The sequence below is a fragment of the Kitasatospora sp. NPDC058965 genome (assembly GCF_042741245.1).
In the GTDB taxonomy this organism is placed as follows: Bacteria; Actinomycetota; Actinomycetes; order Streptomycetales; family Streptomycetaceae; genus Kitasatospora.
The window spans coordinates 1-22,124 of record NZ_JBHYKG010000134.1 but is presented as its reverse complement, the minus strand read 5'-3'; the positions used below and the strand labels follow the sequence as shown (position 1 = coordinate 22,124).

The 22,124-nt window shown below is 72.9% G+C and carries 23 protein-coding genes; 16 read left to right on the top strand and 7 right to left on the bottom strand.

Features of this window, described 5'->3' with window-relative positions; translation table 11 throughout:
- Positions 1-702: carbohydrate-binding protein (locus ACFW1A_RS22110; RefSeq protein ID WP_380410848.1), on the top strand; the 702-nt coding region annotated here is incomplete at its 5' end.
- 91 nt (positions 703-793) lie between these two features.
- Here ACFW1A_RS22110 and ACFW1A_RS22105 read toward each other — a convergent pair.
- A complete protein-coding gene (locus ACFW1A_RS22105; RefSeq protein WP_380410847.1) occupies positions 794-1,285 on the bottom strand; it encodes a peptidylprolyl isomerase in 492 nt (163 codons plus the stop codon).
- A 155-nt stretch (positions 1,286-1,440) separates the two neighbouring features.
- Here ACFW1A_RS22105 and lepB point away from each other — a divergent pair, with 155 nt between their 5' ends.
- Positions 1,441-2,091: a signal peptidase I gene (gene lepB / locus ACFW1A_RS22100; protein WP_380410846.1), complete on the top strand. Its 651-nt coding sequence runs from the start codon at positions 1,441-1,443 to the stop codon at positions 2,089-2,091.
- Positions 2,092-2,177: 86 nt separating this feature from the next.
- Here lepB and ACFW1A_RS22095 read toward each other — a convergent pair whose 3' ends face one another.
- On the bottom strand, positions 2,178-2,771 hold the full coding sequence (locus tag ACFW1A_RS22095) for a TetR/AcrR family transcriptional regulator (protein WP_380410845.1): 594 nt from the start codon (positions 2,769-2,771) through the stop codon (positions 2,178-2,180).
- Between the two features lie 184 nt (positions 2,772-2,955).
- Between ACFW1A_RS22095 and ACFW1A_RS22090 the strand changes: the two genes are divergently transcribed.
- The 6 genes from ACFW1A_RS22090 to ACFW1A_RS22065 all read left to right on the top strand — a co-directional run bounded on the left by ACFW1A_RS22090 (position 2,956) and on the right by ACFW1A_RS22065 (position 6,810).
- Positions 2,956-3,678 (top strand): cholesterol esterase, encoded by a 723-nt coding sequence (locus ACFW1A_RS22090; RefSeq protein WP_380410844.1) that lies wholly within the window; start codon positions 2,956-2,958, stop codon positions 3,676-3,678.
- A gap of 109 nt (positions 3,679-3,787) precedes the next feature.
- A complete protein-coding gene (locus ACFW1A_RS22085; RefSeq protein ID WP_380410843.1) occupies positions 3,788-4,324 on the top strand; it encodes a DUF6114 domain-containing protein in 537 nt (178 codons plus the stop codon).
- A complete protein-coding gene (locus ACFW1A_RS22080; protein WP_380410842.1) occupies positions 4,321-5,064 on the top strand; it encodes a DUF6230 family protein in 744 nt (247 codons plus the stop codon). The genes ACFW1A_RS22085 and ACFW1A_RS22080 overlap by 4 nt, the downstream gene beginning before the upstream one ends.
- The gene (locus ACFW1A_RS22075) at positions 5,058-5,456 is read left to right on the top strand and encodes a DUF6114 domain-containing protein (protein WP_380410841.1); all 399 of its coding nucleotides are present in this window, start codon (positions 5,058-5,060) and stop codon (positions 5,454-5,456) included. The genes ACFW1A_RS22080 and ACFW1A_RS22075 overlap by 7 nt, the downstream gene beginning before the upstream one ends.
- Positions 5,453-6,079 (top strand): hypothetical protein, encoded by a 627-nt coding sequence (locus ACFW1A_RS22070; protein ID WP_380410840.1) that lies wholly within the window; start codon positions 5,453-5,455, stop codon positions 6,077-6,079. The genes ACFW1A_RS22075 and ACFW1A_RS22070 overlap by 4 nt, the downstream gene beginning before the upstream one ends.
- Before the next feature lie 86 nt (positions 6,080-6,165).
- Positions 6,166-6,810 (top strand): DUF6230 family protein, encoded by a 645-nt coding sequence (locus ACFW1A_RS22065; protein WP_380410839.1) that lies wholly within the window; start codon positions 6,166-6,168, stop codon positions 6,808-6,810.
- On the opposite strand, the gene ACFW1A_RS22060 is transcribed toward ACFW1A_RS22065, so the two are convergent.
- Positions 6,761-7,522 (bottom strand): M24 family metallopeptidase, encoded by a 762-nt coding sequence (locus ACFW1A_RS22060; protein WP_380410838.1) that lies wholly within the window; start codon positions 7,520-7,522, stop codon positions 6,761-6,763. The genes ACFW1A_RS22065 and ACFW1A_RS22060 overlap by 50 nt on opposite strands.
- A 116-nt stretch (positions 7,523-7,638) precedes the next feature.
- Between ACFW1A_RS22060 and ACFW1A_RS22055 the strand changes: the two genes are divergently transcribed.
- On the top strand, positions 7,639-8,286 hold the full coding sequence (locus tag ACFW1A_RS22055) for a TetR/AcrR family transcriptional regulator (protein WP_380410837.1): 648 nt from the start codon (positions 7,639-7,641) through the stop codon (positions 8,284-8,286).
- 28 nt (positions 8,287-8,314) lie between these two features.
- Complete coding sequence (locus ACFW1A_RS22050; RefSeq protein WP_380410836.1) at positions 8,315-8,713, top strand: DUF4440 domain-containing protein; 399 nt, start codon at positions 8,315-8,317, stop codon at positions 8,711-8,713.
- Between the two features lie 37 nt (positions 8,714-8,750).
- Here ACFW1A_RS22050 and ACFW1A_RS22045 read toward each other — a convergent pair whose 3' ends face one another.
- Positions 8,751-9,560, bottom strand: coding sequence for a hypothetical protein (locus ACFW1A_RS22045; RefSeq protein ID WP_380410835.1), 810 nt, complete (start codon positions 9,558-9,560; stop codon positions 8,751-8,753).
- A 304-nt stretch (positions 9,561-9,864) separates the two neighbouring features.
- Between ACFW1A_RS22045 and ACFW1A_RS22040 the strand changes: the two genes are divergently transcribed.
- Positions 9,865-11,175, top strand: coding sequence for a DUF4419 domain-containing protein (locus ACFW1A_RS22040; RefSeq protein ID WP_380410834.1), 1,311 nt, complete (start codon positions 9,865-9,867; stop codon positions 11,173-11,175).
- Positions 11,176-11,182: 7 nt separating this feature from the next.
- On the opposite strand, the gene ACFW1A_RS22035 is transcribed toward ACFW1A_RS22040, so the two are convergent.
- The 3 genes from ACFW1A_RS22035 to ACFW1A_RS22025 all read right to left on the bottom strand — a co-directional run bounded on the left by ACFW1A_RS22035 (position 11,183) and on the right by ACFW1A_RS22025 (position 14,227).
- Complete coding sequence (locus ACFW1A_RS22035; RefSeq protein WP_380410833.1) at positions 11,183-11,884, bottom strand: hypothetical protein; 702 nt, start codon at positions 11,882-11,884, stop codon at positions 11,183-11,185.
- Between the two features lie 76 nt (positions 11,885-11,960).
- Positions 11,961-12,869: a Gfo/Idh/MocA family protein gene (locus tag ACFW1A_RS22030; protein WP_380410832.1), complete on the bottom strand. Its 909-nt coding sequence runs from the start codon at positions 12,867-12,869 to the stop codon at positions 11,961-11,963.
- A gap of 80 nt (positions 12,870-12,949) precedes the next feature.
- The gene (locus ACFW1A_RS22025) at positions 12,950-14,227 is read right to left on the bottom strand and encodes an ROK family protein (protein ID WP_380410831.1); all 1,278 of its coding nucleotides are present in this window, start codon (positions 14,225-14,227) and stop codon (positions 12,950-12,952) included.
- A 179-nt stretch (positions 14,228-14,406) separates the two neighbouring features.
- Between ACFW1A_RS22025 and ACFW1A_RS22020 the strand changes: the two genes are divergently transcribed.
- The 5 genes from ACFW1A_RS22020 to ACFW1A_RS22000 all read left to right on the top strand — a co-directional run bounded on the left by ACFW1A_RS22020 (position 14,407) and on the right by ACFW1A_RS22000 (position 22,075).
- The gene (locus ACFW1A_RS22020) at positions 14,407-15,726 is read left to right on the top strand and encodes an extracellular solute-binding protein (RefSeq protein WP_380410830.1); all 1,320 of its coding nucleotides are present in this window, start codon (positions 14,407-14,409) and stop codon (positions 15,724-15,726) included.
- A gap of 77 nt (positions 15,727-15,803) precedes the next feature.
- Positions 15,804-16,754, top strand: a complete 951-nt coding sequence (locus ACFW1A_RS22015; protein ID WP_380410829.1) for a carbohydrate ABC transporter permease — start codon at positions 15,804-15,806, stop codon at positions 16,752-16,754.
- Complete coding sequence (locus tag ACFW1A_RS22010) at positions 16,751-17,599, top strand: carbohydrate ABC transporter permease (protein ID WP_380410828.1); 849 nt, start codon at positions 16,751-16,753, stop codon at positions 17,597-17,599. The genes ACFW1A_RS22015 and ACFW1A_RS22010 overlap by 4 nt, the downstream gene beginning before the upstream one ends.
- An 11-nt stretch (positions 17,600-17,610) precedes the next feature.
- Positions 17,611-19,593, top strand: coding sequence for a hypothetical protein (locus ACFW1A_RS22005; protein ID WP_380410827.1), 1,983 nt, complete (start codon positions 17,611-17,613; stop codon positions 19,591-19,593).
- Positions 19,594-19,621: 28 nt separating this feature from the next.
- On the top strand, positions 19,622-22,075 hold the full coding sequence (locus tag ACFW1A_RS22000; protein ID WP_380410826.1) for an RICIN domain-containing protein: 2,454 nt from the start codon (positions 19,622-19,624) through the stop codon (positions 22,073-22,075).
- The last annotated feature ends 49 nt before the right edge of the window (positions 22,076-22,124 follow it).

Genomic DNA, 22,124 nt, shown 5'->3' with positions numbered 1-22,124 from the left:
ATCACCACCGCCGGCACCACCGCCGGCACCGGCTGGTTCGGCCAGCAGATGCTCAACGAGGCCAAGTCGCAGGGCTTCACCCCCAACAACTTCTCCATCATGCCGTTCGACGGCGGCTTCAGCGGCGCCGCCGCCCAGACCGCCGCCCTGACCAGCTTCAACACCCTGCTGCAGAACACCTTCGGCTGGAGCGCCGCCACCGCCTACGCCCACGAGGGCGTCTCCATGATGAACGGCCGGACGGACTCCGCGGAGTACTTCACCCAGGCGGACTTCCAGACGGTGCTGGACTACGCGACCGCGCACGGCCTGGCCCGCTACACCTTCTGGTCCGTCAACCGCGACCGCCAGTGCACCGGTTCGGTCGACCCGGGCCTGTCCGGCTCCTGCTCCAGCGTGGTGCAGAACCCGTGGGACTTCACCAAGTACACGGTGAAGTTCGCCGGCGGCGCCCCGGTCACCACCCCGCCCACCACGGCCCCGCCGACCACGCCGCCGCCCACCACGGCCCCGCCGACCACCAACCCGCCGACCAGCCCCGGCGGCGGCAGCTGCACCGCGGCGCCGTGGAGCTCCAGCACCGCCTACAACGGCGGTGCGGTGGTCTCCTACGCGGGCCACAAGTGGACCGCCAAGTGGTGGACCTACAACGACGTCCCCGGCGGCCCGGCGGGCGTCTGGGCCGACAACGGGTCCTGCTGACCCGGGCCGGAGAAGAGCCGTGGGCGGCTGCCGGGGACCCGGCAGCCGCCCATCGGCGTCGGTCGACTCGGAAGTCGACTCAGAGGTCGACTCAGAGCTGGCCGGACTCGGAGATGGTGACCTTGGCCTTGGGGGCGCCGCTCTGCGAGCCGAGGCCCTCGATCTTCTTCACCAGGTCCATGCCCTCCTCGACCTCGCCGAAGACGACGTGCTTGCCGTCCAGCCAGTCGGTGACGACGGTGGTGATGAAGAACTGCGAGCCGTTGGTGTTGCGGCCCGCGTTGGCCATGGAGAGCAGGCCCGGGCGGTCGTGCTTGAGGGTGAAGTTCTCGTCCTCGAACTTCTCGCCGTAGATGCTCTTGCCGCCGGTGCCGTTGCCGCGGGTGAAGTCGCCACCCTGCAGCATGAAGGCCGGGATGATGCGGTGGAAGCTGGAGCCGGCGTAGCCGAAGCCCTTCTCGCCGGTCGCGAGGGCGCGGAAGTTCTCCGCGGTCCGCGGCACGACGTCGTCGTACAGCTTGAACACGATCCGCCCGGCGGGCTCGTCGTTGATGGTGATGTCGAAGTAGACCTTGGTCGTCATGCCCCTATCCTGACATCTCGCCCGCGCAATGCCACTCTCCGGGTACCCCGTGTCACCCTGGGCGCTTCAGGTCGCTCCCGAACCATGCGTGATCCCTTGACAGTTGGCGACGGCTCCAGCAGGCTCGCCGCAACCTGCCGGAGGGGAGCGAGCCAGTGGTCGCACAGCAGCGCGAGCGGTCCGGTCGGCGAGGGGTGCTGCGGGTGCTCGCGGCCGTGGTCGCGGTGGTCGTCGCGCTCGCCGTGGTCGTGGTGGTGGCGGTGGCGACCCTCGGCGTGCGGGTGGACGGGCACAGCATGCAGCCCACCCTGCTGGACGGCCAGCGACTGCTCACCGCGCCCGGCAGCGGCGGCGCCGTGCACCGGTTCGACGTGGTGCTGCTGCGCCCGACCGGGCGGGACGCCACCGTGGTGAAGCGGGTGGTCGGGCTCCCCGGCGACCGGGTGGAGATCCGGGCCGCCACGGACGAGCCGTACCAGGTGCTGGTGCAGCCGGGCGGCGCCGGGGCCTGGTACCGGGTGGACTTCCCGGCCTGGGCCGGCCAGGCGCACCGGACCAGTGACTGCTGCACCTCCGACGGCACCCGGACCCCGGTGGCGACGGCGCAGACCGTGCCGCCCGGCCGGTTCTTCTTCCTCGGCGACAACCCGGACGGCTCGGACGACTCGCGGACCTTCGGCTGGGGCCAGGTGAGCGCGGTCAGCGGGCGGGTGGCGCTGCGGGTGTGGCCGCTGGACGTGCTGGGCGGGCTCGGCGCGGGGCCGGTGCTGACGGCGATTCCGAACCCGGCGGAGCAGTCGGGCTGACGGTCGGCCGACCGGGCCGTTCGGGTCGGGCCGTTCGGGTCGGGGCGCGCCGGTCGGGCCAGGCCGGTCCGCTCGGGCCGGTCCGCTCAGGCCGGTCCGAGCAGGGCGACCCGGGCGAAGACCTCCGCGATCCGCCGGGCCGTCTCCTCCGGCTCGGCGCTGGGCTGCACCAGGTGGCTCGCCGTCAGCCGCACCGCCGTCTCCACCGCCAGCTCCCGCTCGGCGGGGCCGATCGCGGGCCAGGTGCGCGCCGCGTAGTCGTCGAGCATCGCCGAGGCGGTGGCGAAGGCCGGCTCCGCCCGCACGGTCAGGTACGACAGCAGGCCCCCGTCCCCGTCCCGGGCGCTGGTCAGCATCGCCTTGACCAGCGGATTGCGGCCGGCCAGCCGCAGCGTGAAGAGCACCGCCGCGCCGGCCGCCGCGTGCGGGTCCGCCCGGTGCGCGTCCAGCTGCTCGCGGATGCCGGTCAGGCAGTACTCCAGCTCCCGGTTGAACAGCGCCTCGCCGAGCGCGTCCTTGGAGCCGAACTCGTTGTAGACGGTCTGCCGGCTGACTCCGGCCGCGGCCGCGACCTGCGTCATCCGCAGCCGGTCGAACCCCTCGGCGGCGACCAGGTCGTGGGCCGTGTCCAGCAGCCGGTCCCGCAGCAACGACCGGACGGTCTCCCTGATCCATGCCATCGTCCGAGTCTAGTCACGGCCGAGCTGTGCACTCTATTGACAGCTCGTCAGTAGCTGCTTACCTTCTGGACACACAGCCGAAATATGTAAAGCGCTCCGGGGGTGTCAGGGATGGGCGCCCCCGGAGCCGGCCGTGACACATCGGCTCCCTGCGCCCTCACGCAGGACCACGGTTGGAGTGCCCATGAGATCGAATCGACCCACGAAGAACGACCCCAGAGGCGTCACCCGCTGGCGGCGTTCGGCCCTGGTCGCGCTGCCCGCCACCGCCCTGGTGGTCGGCATGACGGTGGCGATGACCGAAGGCGTGCTGGCCGCGAACCTCTCGCTGACCAGCGTGCCGTTCACCCTCTCCTCCACCACGGTGGCCGCGCCCAAGGGCCTGGGCACCGTGCTCACCACGATCACCGCCGGCAGCTCCACCGCCGCCGCCGAGGTCGGCCTGCCCAAGGCCGGGCTGGACGGGGTCTGCATCCACGCGGTGCAGTCGGTCAACCTGCCGGTGATCGGCACGGTCGGCACCTGGTCGCTCAACATCTCCTCGCCCGGCGCCGCGACGCCGCTGACCACCGCCCAGCTGGCGGCCGGTCAGGGCATCCAGGCGAACAACCTGGTGCTGGACGCTCAGGCGGTCAAGGGCGCCAGCGCGACGCTGAACGCGACCGCCACCACGCCGAACCAGATCGGCGCGGCGGCCGACAGCGCCAACATCAAGGGCACCGGCATCTCGGACGGCACCACCGGTCAGTTCGGTCTGGACGCCACCGGCGGCGAGACCGACATCAGCGGGCTGAAGGCGAACGCCAACGGCGCCACCATCGGCGGCGCGATGACGCTGCCGAACCTGTCGATCGCGCTGGCCAACGGCGACACGGCGGGCAAGGGAACCGGCGGCGGCGACTGCTGACGCCCCTTCGAACGCGGTCCGGGCGGTCGTCGCACCGCGCCCGCCCGGGCCGTTCCAGTGGGACACCCACGGCAGGTCGGACAGCAGGCGGAAGGAACGAGGAGCATCCATGGCAGGCAATCCGCTGGCCGCGCTCAACCGGGCGCGCCTGGCCTGGCGGCGCTGGCGCCGCACCCGGCCCTTCTGGGCCGCGATCTGGACCGCGCTGGGCGGCCTGGTGATCCTCTTCCTGCCGCTGGCCCCGTTGGGACAACTGCTGCACGTGGGGATCGGCGGGATCAGCGGGATGGCCGGCGGGGCGATCCTGATGGCGCTGGCGCTGCTGATGCTGGTGCTGCCCGGCCAGCGGTACACCGCCGGGGTGATCGCCGTGATCGTGGGCGTGGCCTCGTTCCCGCTGACCAACCTGGGCGGGTTCTTCGTCGGGATGTTCCTGGCGATCCTGGGCGGCTCGATGGCAGTGGGCTGGATGCCACAGAAGCCGTCGGGCCGTCGGCGGCTGTTCGGCCGGCGCCCGGCGGCGGGCGGTGCGGGTGGCACGGGCGGTGAGGACGAGGCGGACGGTCCGGACGGCGTGGACGCTGCGGTCGTGGCGGTCCGGACAGCCGTCGCGCGCGAGGCGGTCGAAGGCGGTGCCGTCGGATGAGGGCGCCCCGACTGCGACCCGACCGGCTGGCCGCCTGGAACGGGCGGATGCTCGCCCAGGCCGCCGACGGCACCGTGCGGCGCACCCGCTGGACCCGCTCGGCCGCCGTGCTGCTGCCCGCCGCGCTGACCGTCGGCGGCCTGGGCAGCGCGCTGGCGCACGGTGTGCTGGCGGCCGGCTTCAACGTCACCAACACCCCGTTCACCCTCACCTCCAACGGCGTCTCCGGCACCGGCTTCGGCGCCATCCTCAACACCCCGACCGTCGAGGCCGCCGACGGCAGCACCTCCACCACCACCGCGATGGCCCGGGTCGGCTTCGCCAGCGCGGGCCTGGCCGGACTGTGCGGGATCGTCCACCAGTCGATCGCCGGACTGCCCTACTCGCTGCTGCTGACGGCGGGTCAGACCGTGACCGCCACCGCGCCCGCCACCTTCACCACCGACATCAGCGCGGCCAACCTCTACATCGAGGCGCCCAACCTCTCGGCCGGCGGCGCCACCACGCTGCAGAACGCGGTGCTCGGCATGTCGGCGGACCAGGTGATGGTGGCCGGACAGAGCCTCACCGGCGCGCAGGCCGGCGGCTTCGGGCTCGGCTCGGCCGGCTCCGGGCCGGGTGGCAGCACGGTCAACCTCTCCGGCCTGAACGCCAGCGCGCACACCGCGGAGATCGCCGGCTCGCTGACCCTGACCGGGCTGAACATCAGGGTGGTGCCCGGAACGGCCACCACGTGCTGAGCCGACTCGCCACCGGGTGGCGCTGGTTCCGGGCGTTCCGCCGGACCCGGCCGTTCTGGGGGTGCCTGTGGCTGGTGCTCGGCGGCTGGACGGTGCTGAAGTTCTCGCTGAGCTCGCTGCAACTGGTCGCGGTCACCGGGTTCAACGGGGTGGCCGGCTACCTGGTCGGCGGCGGGATGATGCTGTGCGGGCTGGTCCCGCTGGCCGCGCCCGGGCAGCGGTACACCTTCGGGCTGCTCGGCACGGTGCTGGCGGTGGTCTCGCTGCTGGTCTCCAACCTGGGCGGGTTCCTGCTGGGCATGCTGCTCGGGGTGCTGGGCGGGGCGATGACCACCGGCTGGGGGCCACCCCGCCGACGGCGGGCGGCGCCGGCCGCCGAGGAGCCGAGGTGACGGGCCGTCCGGTGGTGCTCGCACGCCGGGCCGCCGCGGTGGTCCTGGCGATGGGCGCCCTGGTCGCCCTCGCGGTGCAGCCGGGCCGGGCCGCGAGCAGCACCCTGCCCGGCGAGCCGACCCCGCTCGGCATGCCGTTCCTGCCCACCCCCGCCGCCATGCACGTCACCATCGCCAGCATGCTCGCGGTCGGGCTGACGGTGCAGACCGGAGTCACCGTCCGGCTCTCCGACGGCACCACCCGCAGCACCACCCAGTACACCTTCACCAAACTGGCCGTCAGCAGCCACATGCACGTGACCCACACCGCGCCCGACGGCACCGCGATCACCATCGACCTGCCGCAGAGCGCCTCGCTCGGCGGCACCGACACCGCGGGCGCACCCGAGACCACGGTGATGTGGGGCGACATCTCCAACATCTGCGTGCCGGTCCTGGGCCTGCCGATCTGCAACGTGCAGGGCCTGTTGAACTTCTTCGGCTCCTTCATCTCGCTGACCGCCGGCGCCACCAACTTCGTCGGCGACATCTACGGGATCCGGACCACGGACGACCACGCCGCGCTCGACTCCACCAACAACCCGGTCCACCTGCCCGGCACGATCACGGTGACCAGCCCGTGAGGCCGGGGGAGAGGGGTCGTGGGGAGAGGGACCGTGGGGAGGGGAGCCGTGGGGAGGGGCGCACGCACTGGCGGCGCAGCGCGCTGGTGGCCGCACCCGCGCTGCTGGCGGCCGGGGTGGCCACCGTGCTGCTGACCCGGGGCGCGCTGGCCGGCGGGCTGGTGATCCAGGGCGGCACCGTGCAGCTGACCACCAGCAGCCTGTACGGCACCCACTACGCCGCCGCCGTGGTCGACCAGGGCTACGAGAAGCCGGACGGCACCACGGCGGTGGCCCACCCGCTGCGGATGGGCTTCGCCAACGGCCTGCTCAACGGCCTCTGCCTGGCCCAGCAGCAGCAGATCCTGGGCGCCACCTACACGTTGCTGATCACGCTGGGCGACGCCGACCCGGGCAGCTGGGAGATCACCACCCAGAACACCGTGCTCGACCTGCGCAGCGCCACCGGGGTGCTGGACATGGACGGCCTGGTGGACCTGAACATCAACGGGCCCGACGTCACCACCATCACCGACGCCTCGGGAGTGCCGGTGCCCAATCCGTTGAACAGTCCGGAGAACCGGTTCGGCATCCAGGCCGGCTACGCCAAGTTCGACCAGGTCACCGCGACCGTGCACGACCTGCAGCTGCCGGGCCTGCTGCGCACCCCCGGGCTGAAGATCTCGGTCAAGCCCGGCACGGTCAACTGCCCGGCGCCGCCAGCGCCGACGGGGACTCCGGGGACGCCCTGACGGCGCGCCGCACGTGCGGCAGCTCGTCGTCCAGCCAGCAGGCCGAGTCGCCGGTGAGTACGAGGAGCTCGGCGAAGCCGACGCCGATCCCGCGGAACCCGAGCCGGGGCGCCAGCACGCACAGCCCCGGCGCCAGCGCCGGGGGCGCGGGCGCGCGGTGGCCGAGCAGCCGGGCGGCGCGGGCCAGTGGGCCGGTGGCGGGCCGGTGCGGGCGGACCGGGCGCAGCAGCGGTCCGGCCGGGCGGTCGTAGCCCTGCTCCTCGACCAACTCCATCGCCGCTGCTGTCAGTTGTTCGGCCGTGGCGCCGGACCTGGCGCGCGCCAGCAGCAGCTCGCGGTGGCCGGCGAGCTCCTGGACGAGCAGCTCCCAGACCGGATTGGCGCCCAGCACGCCCGAGTAGCTCACCACCGCTACCCGCCCGCCGCGCAGCGGGGCGCAGTCCAGCTGGTACGCCGTCCCGGCGGCGAGCCGGGTCGGGCGGCCGCGGCCGCAGGTCCGCGCACCGATCCGGGCAGCGGGTGCAGCGGCGAACTCCCGCAGCCCGGCGGCCGCCAGGGCCTGTCGGAAGGCGAGCGCGAGGTGCAGCTCGGTCATCCCCGGGCGCAGCCCCGCGGCGGCGTGCTCGGCGCAGTCGTAGGCCAGCCGCTGCAGATCGCGGAACTCGTCGAGCTCGGCCTCCTGGTAGGGGAAGCGCGTCGGACTGATGGGCATGGCACGCCGTCCTGGTCGCCGGTGGGGGAGCTGGCTGGTACGGGTTGTTGAGTGCTACTCAATTGAGTGGAACTCAACAGTAGAGTCCGCCGGTCCGAAGTCAATACAATGCGCACGTGCCCGCGCTGCCCCGCCCCGTACGACGCCTGTCGGCCGACGACCGGCGGCAGCAGATCCTGTCCGCCGCACGGGAGTTGCTGGAGCAGCACGGGATCGAGGAGGTCTCGGTGGAGACGGCGGCCCGGGCCGCCGGCGTCTCGCCCGGTCTGCTCTTCCACTACTTCGGCTCGCAGCGCCGGTTCCGCCACGCGGTGGTGGACCTGGTCGCGCAGGAGCTGCTGGACAGCCTGCGGCCCGACCCCGCACTCAGCCCGGCCGAGCAACTGCACGGCGGCATCGTGCAGTTCATCGCCTTCGTGAGCCGCCACCCGAGCCTCTACCTGACCGTCGTGCGCCACCAGTCCGGCGGGGCCCGGATGGCCAGCCTGCACCGCACGGTGCGGATCGCGCTGGCCGAGTGGATCGTGGCCGGCCTGGCGAGCGCCGGTGCGCCGGACGCTCCCGCGGTGCGGATGGCAGTGGCGGGGTGGCTGGCGTACATGGAGGAGGTGGTGCTGCTCTGGCTGGACCGCCCGGCCTTCGGCGCGGTGGAGCTGGCCGAGCTGTGCGAGACCAGCGCGTACCGGTTGATCGAGGTGGCGGTCGCGGATCCGGAGGGGTGGGCACGGATCCGGGCGGCGTTGGAGCTGCGGCCCTCCCAGTAGAGGAATGTGACATGGTACTGTGCGCGCCATGTCCAAGAGCGAGCTCGACCAGCTGACCGCCGAGTTCTTCGGCGCCTTCGACAACCGCGGCGGCAAGCCGGCCGACGTGGACCGGATCCGCCGCCTGATGATCCCCGGCGGCGTGATCGTGGTGACCGGCCCCGGGTACACGGCCTACACCGTGGAGGAGTTCGTCGCCCCGCGCGAGAAGTTGCTGAGCGAGGGCCGGCTGGTCGAGTTCCACGAGTGGGAGACGAGCGAGCGGACCGACATCGCGGGCGACGTCGCCAGCCGCTTCGGCACCTACGCGAAGGCCGGCCTGCTGGACGGCGAGCCGTACGAGGGCGAGGGCCACAAGACCTTCCAGTTCGTCCGCACCCCGCAGGGGTGGCGGATCGCGGCGTTCTCGTGGTGGGACCAGCCCTGACGGCGCGGGGAGGGGCGGGTCGGGTCGGTCGTGACGGTCACGGCCGGGCCCGGCTGGTGTTGTAGTACCCGCCGATCGAGACGGCGAGGACGGCGCCGTGTGCCGGGTAGGCGGCGGCGGTCAGCTGGGAGCGGCTGTACTGCTGCCAGTCGACGTAGTACGAGGTCTTGACCGACGGGTACTTGAGCGTCACGTCGTGCGCGGCCGTGCCGTCGTCGAGCAGCGGCAGGTAGGGGGCCTGCGCCACCTCGACCGTGGCGCTCGGTTGCCCGGTCGTCCTCGAACCGGCGGGCGGCACGAAATCGGAGCTGATCGGCACGGCGTACCGCACCCTGGCCACATTCGGCCGCGCGGCCGCCGCCGCGGACTCGGAGGGGGTCGGATCGTCCGGCGGCCGGTGCGCGTCGTCGAATGCTGCGACCAGCCCGGGGTGTTCCCCGCGGTACAGCGGGGTGCCGATCCAGTCGGGATGCCACCCCGCGGCGGCCAGGGCGGTGTCGAGCTGGGCGAGTCGAGGCCGGAAGTCGCCGTCGAAGGCCTCGTACACCGTGGTGGCCCTGGAGCAGGTCACCGGGATCCAGGTCTGACGCGTGATCGCGAAGCCGTGGTCGACCCAGCCGGTACTGCAGGAGTCCGCCACCGTCGTCCCCAGGTAGGTGGCCCAGGGCAACGCGGCACGCAACTGGTCGAGCTGGCGGTCCAGCTGGGCGGTCAGCGCCCGGTCCGCCGCCCGGGCGGCGGTCGACTGCGCTGCCTTCGCGACGTCCGGCTGCGGCTCGGGCCGCAGGCTCAGGTAGATCCAGCCGGCCAGTCCGAGGATCCCCGCGAGCACCACGCCCGCGGCCACTGGGCAACCACGCGGCAGACCTCCACGTCCGGACACCGAGCCCACCCCCATGAGTCATCAGTCGCATACGAGCGTACGTAGGGTCAGATACCAATCCCAGCAGATTGGTTGCCCTGCACCGCGCCGCCCGCGCGGCCCAGTGGCGAGGACGAACGCCGATCCGTCCCCACGGAGCGCCGTGGTCGGTCCAGGCCCTCGACGGACTGCTGGGCAACAGTGGCCGGCGGGGCGTTGCGGGGTGGGGCCGCTGGGTAGGGTGGTGCTTCGGGACGGGCGGGGCGAGGGGATCGGGGAACACGTGGCCATGGAGTTCGACCTGCCGGTGGTGGACAGTCCGGAGGCGGTGAAGCTGGCGGCGGAGCTCACCGAGGTGGGGAACGAGCGGTTCCTGCGGGCGGTGCTGCGCGACCGGGTGGTCTTCCACCACCGGAGCGGCGAAGGCCTGCTGGGGTGGCCCACGGATGCGCCCGAGGTGACCGAGCCGACCTCCAGCCTGCTGCTGCGGGCGATGCACACCAGCTTCGCGGCCCACCTGCCGCTCAGCCTGGCGCCGGACCTGTTCTGGTACACGGTGGTGCACGAGGTGGCGGTGCACGTGCGGCTCAACGCGGACACGTACGCGGAGCTCTTCACCCAGAAGCCGGGCGAGCGGCCGATCATCACGGTCCAGGACGACAACGCCCCGCTGGACTGGGAGCACTCGATCAACCTGGTGCGCGGGCCGCTGGCCGACGCGATCGGGGAGGCGATGACGAGGCGCTTCCTGCCGCGCTTCTCCACCACCGGCGTGACCGAGGCCACGGCGGTGCTGGTGGCCTTGATGGACGTGGTCACTCCGTACTACCGGTTCTGCTGGCTCACATTGTGCGGGATCCCGCGGATCAGGCTGGAGGGCACGGCCGAGGACTGGCGGATGCTGGCGGTGCGGTTGCGGGAGCTGGCCGAGCCGTTCCCGGGGTTGGCCGACTGGTTCGCGGGCCTGCACCCGGTGCTGGACGCGATCGCGGCCACCGCCGCCGGGGCGCCGGTGGACGAGGAGTTCTGGCGCTCGTGCTACAAGTACCGGTCGGCTTCGGGCGGGCCGACCGTGACCGGGTGGATCAACGCCTTCTTCGCCCACGACTACCTGGACGAGGGGCCGCGCCCGAAGGAGGAGTTCGGGCCGGGCGGGTCGGCAGTGGCGACCTACCCGTCGCACGTCTCCCGCGTGCCGTTCGTCTGGAAGACCCCGGCCGGTGTGTACAACATGGCGTTCCTCGGCGGCGTGCTGGGCATCGAGCGGGACGGGGAGTGGCTGCGGCCCCGGCTCGGGAACGCGGTGGTCCAGGTGCTGCCGCACCTGGACCGGGACGAACGCCTGCCCGAGCCGTGGACACTGGCCGACATCCAGCGCGCGCGGAATGTGCTGGACGTCAGCATCCTGGACCCCGCGCCGGCGGTGAGCCTTCGGGGCGAGGCGATGGTCGCCGACTGCGTGATCGAGGCCGGGGGCATCTGCTACGTCCGCACTCCGGACGGGGACTGGTACCTCGGCGAGTTCGTCTCGCCCGAGCGGGGCGTCGAGCTCTGGTTCAACTGCGGGCCGGACCTGGCGGACGCGCTGCGCGCGTTCTGACCGGCCGTCAGTCCTCCGGGTTCCACACCGCCAACCCCTCCAGGGCCCGCGCGTGGTAGTAGCGGTCCGTCATCGGGGAGTCGAGCAGGTCGCAGGCGCAGGCGGACAGGGCCGGGTGGTGGTGGGTGAGGCGGGGGTCCTCGGCGAGGGGGACGGCCGTGACCAGGGCGGCCTGGCGGACCTCCGCCTCCGGGTCGCGCAGGAACGGGGAGACGGCGCCGAACAGGAGGGGGCGCATCGCGCGGACTGCGTCACGTTCGGGGTGCAGGTAGCCGTGCAGGCGGTCGAAGTCGGCGTTCCAGTCGTTGGCGTCGTAGGCCAGGAAGCCGAGCCAGTCCAGCAGGGCGGCGCGCAGCGGGCGCGGGCGCTGGGTGCGCTGGTGGCGCTGGTAGAGCTGGTAGGTGCCGACCGTGGCGGTGCGCGGGTCGGGCAGGATCGCCGCGATGTACTGGGCCGCGTAGACGGCCGGCGGGTAGATGCTGTTCTGGTGGCGGAGCGGCTCCAGGTCGTGGTCCAGGGCCCGCTGTTGGACCGTCGGGTCCGGGTCGAGCAGCGCGGCCAGGGCCGCGGGCACCGAGCGGACGTCGCCGCGGGCCATGTAGAGGTCCGGGTCGGCCCAGTCCGTCTCGCGGAGCAGCGCCTCGGGCGTGGGCAGGCTGTCGGGTATCGGGTAGGTCGGGGAGCCTGCGGGGTGGTTGCCGGTGGTCACGGGCCTAGGCTATGCGGCTCCCGGCCCCCGGTCACCCCCGGACGGCCCGTCAGAACCCACCGGACGGCGGCCCGGTTCAGTGCTCGGGGTGCCGGACGGGCCGTCCGGTGGCCAGCGCCTGCTCGGCCGCGGCCAGCAGCCGGACCACCCGGAGGCCGAACGCGAGGTCGCAGGGGCCGTTGTCGGCCGGGTTCCGGGCGGCGGCCAGCAGCGCGTCGACCGCGTGCCCGAAGGCCGGCACCGGATCGCCGCCGGGAGTGGGCAGCTGCGTGCTGTGCCGGCCGTTGCGCAGCTCGACCTCGAAGGCGGCCCGGTCGACCGGGGTGCTCAGGCTCAGCTCTGCGGTGCCGACCGCGCCCCCGGTGTGCTGCAGGTCCAGCCGGACCGTGCCGTGCTCTCCGGGCGCGGCCGAGAGCCGCTCGACCTCGCCGAGTGCGGGCAGCAGCACCGAGAGCGCGTGCGGGCCGATGTCCCAGAGGGCGCCCTTGGTCCGGCGCCAGGGCGAGGCGGCGTACGGGCTGTCACCGCTGGTGAAGACGGCGGAGAGCCAGCGCACGGTGCCCGCGGTCCAGCCGCCGGCGGCGGCCTGCCGCTCGATCCAGTCGGCGCGCTCGGGGTCGAACCGCAGGGTGAAGAAGACCTGTCCGGCCACGCCGTGCTCGCGTGCCGCGTCGAGCACGGCCCGGGCCTGCGCGACCCCGGTGGCGACGGGCTTGTCCAGCAGTAGGTGGCAGCCGGCCCGGGCGGCCCGGACGGCGACCTCGGCCTGCACCTCGGGCGGCAGGGCGACCGACACGACGTCCACGTCGGCGAGCAGTTCGTCCAGTTCGCTGAACGCCCGCACGCCGTGCGCGGTCGCCAGCTCGGCGGCAGCCTCGGGTCGGCGCCCCCAGACGCCGGCCAGTTCCACGTCGGGGTGGGCGGCCAGTGCGGGAGCGTGGACGCGCTGCGCCCAGGGGCCGGTGCCGAGGAGTCCGATGCGCATGGCGGCAGCTTGTCACAGGGGGCGCGGCGGCCGACGCCCGGCCCCGGACGGCGGCGGCTGCCGTGCGGGGCGACGGCCGGTCAGGCCGCGGCGCCCATCACCCCCGTCGGGTCCTGGTACACCGCGTCCAGGGCCAGCAGGGCGGCGCCGCGCGCGGTGCCGGTCAGGCCGAGGCGGGAGAGGACGATCTCGCCGCCGCCGGCCTCCGGGGCCATCACCAGCTCGTGCACCTGGCGGGTCACGGCGTCGATCAGGTACTCGCCGAAGTACGCGAAGTGGCCGCCGAGCACCAGCAGGCGCGGGTTGAGGATGTCCGCCAGCAGGGCGAGCCCCGGGGCGAGGTGGTCGGCGATCCGGTCCAGGGCGGCCAGGGTGCGCGGATCGCCCGCCCGGGCCCGGTCGCGCAGCTCGGCCAGCCGGGTGTCCAGGTCGATCATCGGGTCGGCGACCGGGTCGCCCGGGTCGGCGGCGTAGCGCAGCAGCGCGTCCCGGCCCACCATGGTCTCCCAGCAGCCGCGCCGCCCGCAGGCGCACGGCTCGTCGGACGGGACCAGCCGCAGGTGACCGACCTCGCCGGCGTACCCGCCGGTGCCGCGCACCAGTTGGCCGCCCGCGATGATCCCGACACCGACACCGGTCTGTCCGCTGACGAAGACCAGGTCGCGCACGTTGTCGGCGGAGGTCAGCACGTACTCGGCCAGTGCGCCGAGCTTGGCGTCGTTCTCCAGGTGCAGCTCGGGGGTGCCGGGGCCGAGCCGGCGGCGCAGCTCGGCCAGCGCCCGCACGTCCCGCCAGCCGATGTTGGAGGCGTACTTGACCACGCCCGCCGCCATGTCGACCGCGCCCGGGGTGGCCAGGGTCAGGCCGACCACGTGCCCGCCGTCCGCGCGCACCGCGTCGGAGGCCTCCTCGGTCAGCCGGGCCACCGCGTCCAGGGCCGCCGCGGGGCCGACCGCCCGCACGTCGAGCGGGACGCTGCGCTCGAAGGCCACCTCGCCGCGCAGGTCGAGCGCCAGCACGCCGACGTAGTCCACGTTGACCTCGGCGCCCAGGCCGTGCACCCGGCGCCCGTCCACCTCGACCGCCTGGCCCGGGCGGCCGACCGAGCCCCGGTCGCGCTCGGCGGCGCCCTCGCGGACCAGACCGCCGTCCAGCAGCTCGGCGATCAGGTGGGACACGGTGGCCTTGGGCAGCCCGGTGTCCTCGGCGATCCGGGCCCGGGACCGCGGGCCCTCGTCCCGCAGCAGTCGCAGCACCAGGCTCAGGTTGGCCCGCCGGGAGGCGGACCTGTCCCGCGCGACAGCGGGTCGCGCCATGGCCAGGTCGCGTACGCCCGTGCCTTGCAGCGCCTGCTTCACCAAAGGCTCCTCTCATCCGGTGGGGGCCAGCCTATTGACTTGGCCGGGGTTAGTTCAAACAATAGCCGAACGAATTAAGACTTGTTCGGTCCTGATCGAGCCTGTTTGATCTAGCTTCACTCCGAGCAGGTTCGCGCATCCTCCCCTCGCAGATTCCTCCGCTCCTCCAGGAGACGCACGTGAAGGCAAGATCCCACTCCCTGGCCGCCGCGCTCGCGGTGCTCACCGCCGCCGCCGTGGTCACCGGCTGCTCCTCCAGCGGCTCCGGCACCAGTGACGCGGCCGGTTCCTCCGGCGGCGTGGTGAAGCTCGACTTCTGGGGCTGGGCTCCCGGCTACGACCAGTCGGTCGCCCTGTTCAACCAGACCCACCCGAACATCCAGGTGACGTTCGACAAGACCGCCTCCGGCGGCAAGGGCGGCTACACCAAGATGCTCACGGCCGCCAAGGCCGGCAACGCGCCGTGCCTGGCCCAGGTCGGCTACGAGACGCTGCCGAGCTTCGCCGCGGCCGGCGCGCTGACCGACGTGAGCAAGTACGCGGCCGACGCCAAGTCCCAGTTCGCGGACTGGACCTGGAAGCAGGTCACGATCAGCGGCCAGACCTACGGGATCCCGGTCGACACCGCCCCGATGGCGCTGATGTACCGCAAGGACCTGTTCGCCAAGTACGGCATCGACAAGCCCCCGGTCACCTGGGACGAGTACGCGGCCGACGCCGCGAAGGTGCACGCCGCCGACCCCACCGTCTACCTCGGCGACTTCGGCAACGACTCCTACAACTACGCGGGTCTGGCCTGGCAGGCCGGCGCCGGCTGGTTCGGCACCGCCGGCGACCAGTGGCAGGTCACCGTGAACAGTGCCGCCAACCAGAAGGTGGCCGGCTACTGGCAGGGCCTGCTGGACAAGAAGCTGCTCAAGACCGACCCGAGCTACGACCCCTCCCTCTACGCCGACATGGGCAGCGGCAAGGTGCTCTCCGACGTCAACGCGGTCTGGGACGCGCCGATCATCGCCAGCAGCGTCAAGGACGGGGCCGGGCAGTGGGCGGTCGCGCCGATGCCGGTCTGGGACGCGGCCAACCCGGTCTACGGCAACGACGGCGGCTCGGCCACCGCGGTGCTCAAGGGCTGCGGCCACGCCAAGGAGGCCACCGAGTTCGCCACCTGGATGAGCACCAACGCCGACAGCGTGAGCAACCTGATCAAGGTCACCGGCATCTACCCGGCCGCCACCTCGGGCCTGTCCAACGCCGCGCTCTCCGCGCCGGACACGTTCTACGGCGGCCAGACCATCTTCGACGTCTTCAAGGCCGAGACCGCGCACATCAACACCGACTGGACCTGGGGCCCGACCATGACCCAGACCGCCACCGACCTCGGTGACGGGCTCGGCCAGGCCGGCACCGGCGGCACCACGGTGCCGAACATGCTCACCACCGTGCAGGGCAAGACGGTGGCCGCGATGAAGCAGCAGGGCCTGAACGTCGCCGGCGGCTGACCCGTCACCACCTGATCAGTCGTCAGTCCGGCGGGGTCGCAGGCCGGCTCCGCAGCACCGAGGAAGGCAGCACCACCATGACCACCGCCCTGCACGAGCGAACCGCCGGCCCGGCCACGGCCGTCGGCGCGCGCCGCACCGGCCGGCGCCGCCGGCGCGGGCGGCCCGTGGCCCTGTTCCTGGCCCCGTTCCTGGTGCCGTTCGCGGCCTTCTACCTGGCGCCCATCGGATACACGCTCTACCAGAGCCTGTTCAAGATGCACCGCTCCGGGCTCGGGCTCACCGCGCCCACCCAGGTGTTCGTCGGGTTCGCCAACTACGCCACGGCGCTGGGCAACGCGGACTTCCGCGCGGCGCTGCTGCGGGTGCTGCTGATCGGCCTGGTCCAGGTACCGCTGATGCTGCTCTTCGCGCTCGGTCTGGCCCTGCTGCTGGACGCGAGGTCCACGCTGTTCAAGCGGTTCTTCCGGCTCGCCTTCTTCCTGCCGTACGCACTGCCCGGGGTGGTCGGCGCCATCATGTGGTCCTACCTGGTGGCGCCGGGCCTGAGCCCGATCACGGCGGCCGCCCACCACCTCGGCCTGCACCTGAGCCTGACCTCGGACGCGATGCTGGCGCCGACCATCGGCAACATGCTCACCTGGGGCTGGACCGGCTACAACATGCTGATCATCTACTCGGCGCTGCAGGCCATCCCGGCCGAGCTGAGCGAGGCGGCCACCATGGACGGCTGCTCGGCCTGGGGCATCGCCTGGCGGATCAAGGTGCCGCTGGTGCGCCCGGCCCTGGTGCTGACCACGGTCTTCTCGATCATCGGCACCGCCCAGCTCTACAACGAGCCCGCCATCCTGCGCAACGTCGCGCCCAACCTGCCCTCCACCTACACCCCCATCTCCACCGCCTACGACGCCGTGAACGCCAACAACTTCAACGCCGCCGCCACCGAATCGGTGATCCTGGCGCTGCTCGCCTTCGTCCTGTCCTTCGGCTTCCTCAAGCTGGTCCAGCGCAAGGGAGCCGCACTGTGACTCGCACGAACCACCTCTCCCGCTACCTGGTGCTCGGCGTCCTGCTGCTCGCCTCGGTCTACTTCCTGGCCCCGGTCTGGTGGCTGCTGGTCTCCAGCACCAAGACCAACACCGACCTGTTCACCGGGAACGGCTTCTGGTTCGGCCGGTTCGCCCTGTTCTCCAACGTCCACCAGGTCTTCGTCCAACAGGGCGGAATCTACTGGCAGTGGCTCGCCAACAGCGCGCTCTACGCCGTGGGCGGCGCGGCGGTCAGCACCCTGATCGCCGCGCTGAGCGGCTACGCCCTGGCCAAGTACTCGTTCCGCGGCCGGGAGTTCACCTTCAACTCGGTGCTCGCCGCGGTCCTGGTGCCGCAGCCGCTGCTCGCGGTGCCGCTCTACCTGATGTTCTCCGGCGTGCACCTGGTCAACACCTACTGGGCGGTGCTGCTGCCCAGCATGGTCAGCCCGTTCGGCGTCTACCTGGCCCGGATCTACGCCGGCGCCTCGGTGCCGGACGAACTGCTGGAGGCCGGCCGGATCGACGGCGCCGGCGAGCTGCGGATCTTCGCCAGCATCGCGCTGCGGGTGATGTCGCCGGCCCTGGTCACCATCTTCCTCTTCCAGTTCGTGGCGATCTGGACCAACTACCTGCTGCCGGTGCTGATGCTGGCCAACGACCGCCTGCAGCCGGTCACCGTGGGCATCGTCGGCTGGCAGGCCCAGCGCGGCATCGGCCCCACCGCCGTCCCGTTCAACATCGTGATCACCGCCGCCGCGATCTCCGCGATCCCGCTGGTCGTCCTCTTCCTGTCCCTGCAACGCTTCTGGCGCTCCGGCCTGACCGCCGGCAGCGTCAAGTGAAGGAGCCCGGCGTGACCGCCCGGTACCACCTGCGCTTCCAGCTCCACCCGGGCTCCGAGGCCAAGCAGCAGGCGAGCGAACTGGCCGAGTTCTGCGGCGAGTCCGGGGTCGAGGAGGTCGTGCTGCTGCTCGGCGCCGAGGAGCTGTACGACGGGCACGGCGACGGCGACCTGCTGTTCGAGACGGCCGCCACCGCGACCGGCGTGCTGCGCGAGGCCGGGCTGACCGTCAGCCTCAACCCGTGGATCACCGCCGGGCACGCCGACCGCGGCCGGGCGGACCGGCTCGGCTTCGCGCCGATGGTCGACCCGCACGGGCGCGCCGCCGCCGCGCAGGCCTCCTTCGCCTGCCCGCGCTGGCGCGACTGGCTGGTGGCGCAGTACGCCCGGTACGCCGAGCTCGACATCCGGGTGCTCTGGCTGGAGGACGACTTCCGCTACCACAACCACGCCCCGCTGCACTGGGGCGGCGGCTTCGAGCCGCTGATGCTGGAGCGGTTCGCGGCGCTGGCCGGCGAGCCGGTCGAGCGGGAGCGCCTGGTCGCGGCCGTCACCGCGCCCGGCGAGCCGCACCCCTGGCGGGAGCTGCTCCAGCAGGTCTGGCGCACCGCCCAGTTGGAGGTCGCCTCGGCACTGGCCCGGGCGGTGGCCGAGCGCTCCGCCGGGCGGGTGCAGCTGGGGCTGATGAGCTCGGAGCTGGGCGTGCACGCCGTGGAGGGCCGGGACTGGCCCGCGCTCTTCCAGGCGCTGAGCATCGGCGGACGGGTGGCCCACCGGCCGCACTTCGCCCGGTACAGCGACGCACCCGGGCGCGAACTGAGCTTCTCGGTCTGGATGCTGGAGGCCCAGCGGGCGCTGCGCCCGGCCGGGGCGAGCAGCGAGCCGGAGATCGAGAACTGGCCGCACACCGCCTGGTCGAAGTCCGACACGCAGACCTGGTCCGAACTGGTGGCCGCCCAACTGGCCGGCTCCGACGCGATGTTCCTCAACGTGCACCCGATGCAGTCCGGGCGGGCGCTGCGCTTCCCCAAGGTGGCCGACCTGCTGCGGCGTTCGCGGCCCGCGCTGGACCGGATCGCCGCGGTGCGCCCGGCGGACGCACACAGCCGGGGCGTGTGGCTGCCGGTGCCGGACCAGCCGGCCGCCCGGGTGCGGACAGGGGCCGGCGGCGAGCCGGCCGAGCTCGCGGTGGACGCGCTGCCGGCCGCCGACCACCTGCTGCGCTACGGGGTCCCGGTCACCGCCGGACCGGCGCCGGTGGCGGCCCTGTTCGGCCGGCTGGCCTGGGGCTTCGAGGACGCCGAGCTGGAGCGGCTGCTCCGCGGCGGCCTGCTGCTGGACGGCACGGCGGCCGACGTGCTGGTCCGCCGCGGCTTCGGCCGGCTGCTCGGACTGGAGTCCCTGGAGCTGGTCGACCGGGAGGCGGCGGACCCGACCGGGCCGTACGCACTGGAGCGGGTGGTGCGCGACGCCCAGGAGGAGGCCTGGCTGAGCGTCAACGTCCAACCCGCGCTGGCCCGGCTGGTCCCGGTGCCCGGGGCCGAGGTCTGGACCGAGATCCTGACGCCGGGTCAGCGGGTCTGGGGCCCCGGACGGTTCGTCTTCCGCAACGCACTCGGCGGCCGGGTGGCGGTGCTGGCGGCCACCGCGCCGCAGCTGCTGCCGCACGACGACGACGGCCAGGCCCTGCTGCACGGCGCGGTCCGCTTCCTGGAGGGCGACCGGCCCGACCTGCCGCTGGTCAGCGGCGGTCCCCACCTGATCCCGCAGCTCTGGGAGGCCGACGGCCGCCGGCTGCTGGCGATCGCCAACGGCAGCGCCGACCCGGCCCGCCCGCGGCTGCACCTGCCCACCGGCGGCGGACGGATCGCCCACGCGACCCTGCTCGCGCCGCTCACCCCACCGACTCCGGCCCGTCTCACCGCGCAGACCGGCGGGCCGAGCCTCGACCAGGACCTGCCGCACCGCGGCTGGTTGGTCGTGGACGTGCACTGACTCCCGAACCCCCTACAGAGGAGACTCCGTGTTCCCCCCAACACGCGCGGCCCTGCTCGCCACCCTCACCAGCGCGGCGCTGGTCCTCGCCGTACCGGCGGCCACCACCCCCGCGGTGGCCGCGACCGGCAGCGGCTACACCGTCACCGTCTCCGCGGCGACGTCGTTCGGCAACATCACCGACAGTCCGGCCGCCCCCTACACCGACAAGGACGGCACCTTCCACTACCAGGAGTCGGCCGCCCTGTACGGCGCCAACGACAACCGGAACTGGAGCTTCTTCACCGGTACGGACTTCGACTCGGCCACGGCCGACAACGCCCTGGACAACGCCGTCAACCCGGCCAACTCCAGCGACAAGAACAACGACACCACCTGGCGGTGCAACAACAGCCCCACCGGGCTGGGCGCCAGCTACGCCACCGGCAGCACCAGCTACGCCCAGAAGAACTACTGCGACCTGGTCGGCACCTGGGTCGACCCGGACACCGGCAACTGGTACGGACTGGTGCACAACGAGTTCACCCCGGAGCCGTTCGGCGACGGGCTGCACTACGACGCGATCGACTACGCGGTCTCCACCGACCAGGGCAGGACCTGGACCATCAAGGACCACGCGATCACCTCGCCCTACAGCACCACCCGCGGCGACACCACGCAGTTCCCCGGCCAGACCTACTACTACGGGGACGGTGACCAGCGGCTCTACGTCGACACCGCGTCGGGCTACTTCTACGTCTTCTACGGCTCCCGGGTGGTCGACAAGTCCGGTGGCTGGAAGGCCTTCTACGAGCACGCGGCGCGCGCCCCGATCTCGGCGAAGATGGCACCCAGCTCCTGGCAGAAGTGGTACAACGGCAGCTGGTCGCAGCCGGGCCAGGGCGGCAAGGAGAGCAACCTGGTGCCGGTGGACGGCACCAACTCCACCGGGTACACCCCGCCCGCGGCCGAGTACAACCCGGCCAACACCGGCACCTCCGCCCAGCAGATCGCCGCGGGGCAGATGCCGGCCACCTCGCCGCTGTTCGTGATGGACGTGACCTACGACGCCTACCTCGGCCTGTACATCGGCGAGCCGCAGGCGGTCGACCAGAGCGGCAACGCGCCGCAGCAGTACTACGCCACCAGTGACCTGTCCTCGCAGAAGTGGTTCCTGCTCGGCGACAGCGGCAGCTACCACACCGGCTCCTGGTACCGCTGGTTCCTGGACGGGGCCAGCCGGACCACCAACACCGTGGTGGGCAAGACCTTCCGCTCGTACTGCGCCTGGTCCTGCGCGAACGGGTCCAACGGCCAGTACGTGAACCTGACGCTGGACGGGCCGACCCCCGCGGCGCCGGTGGACACCACCCGGACCTACCGGATCGCGAGCGGGGCCGGGCAGACGCTGGCCCAGGTCTCCGGCGGCTCGGCCACCACCTCGGTGGCCACGCCCACCGGCTCGGCCCTGGAGGGCTGGACCTTCGCCTCGAACGGGGACGGGTCCTACACCATCGCCAACGCTGGCACCGGGCAGCTGCTCGGGGTGGACAGCACGCGCCAGGCCGGCCGCGCCTGGGGGGCGCAGCCGACCGCGACCACCGCGGGCGGCGGCGGGTCGACGGTGGGTCAGCAGTGGTTCGTGCTGACCGGCGCCGGCGGGTCGGTGCGCCTGGTCAACCGGTACAGCGGCCTGGTGCTGGGCCTGTCCGGCAACGCCTCCCGCGCGGCCGAGACCGCACCGGCGCGCAGCTGGACGGACACCAGCGGCAGCTCGGTGGGCGGCGGGCGGACCGCGGCCGAGCAGACCCTGACGCTGACCGCGACGGGGGGCGCCGCGGAGACGGTGAGCGTGGCCAATCCGGGCGCCCAGTCCACCGCGGTCAACTCCGCGGTCTCGCTGCAGCTCGGCGCGACCGACTCGGCCGGCAAGCCGCTGACCTTCAGCGCCACCGGGCTGCCGGCCGGCCTGTCGATCGGCGCGGGTGGGCTCGTCTCCGGCACGCCGACCACGCCCGGCACCGGCACCGTGACGGTGACGGCCTCCTCCGGGACGGCGAGCGGGTCCACCAGCTTCAGCTGGTCCGTCAGCACGGCACTCGGCGGCACGCACACGCTGGTGGCGAGCGGGAAGGCGCTGGACGACCCGAACCACTCGACCACGGCGGGCACCCAGCTGATCACCTGGACGCCCAACGGCGGCAGCAACCAGAACTGGGTCTTCACCCAGCAGACGGACGGCTCCTACCAGATCGCCAACGGCCAGTCCCAGCTCTGCATGGACGTCAGCGGCGGCTCCACCGCGGCCGGCGCCCAGGTGATCCAGTGGACCTGCACCGGCGGCACCAACCAGCGCTGGATCGTCACCGCGGTACCCGGGGGATACACGGTGGCGTCCCAGAAGAGCGGTCTGCTGCTGACCACGGCGAGCAGTTCGGACGGGTCGCTGGTCACCCAGCAGTCCGACACCGGCTCGGCGCTGCAGCACTGGACGATCGGCTGACCCGATCGTCCCCAAGCCCCGGTGGGCTCCCCGGCGCGCGGTCCGGGGA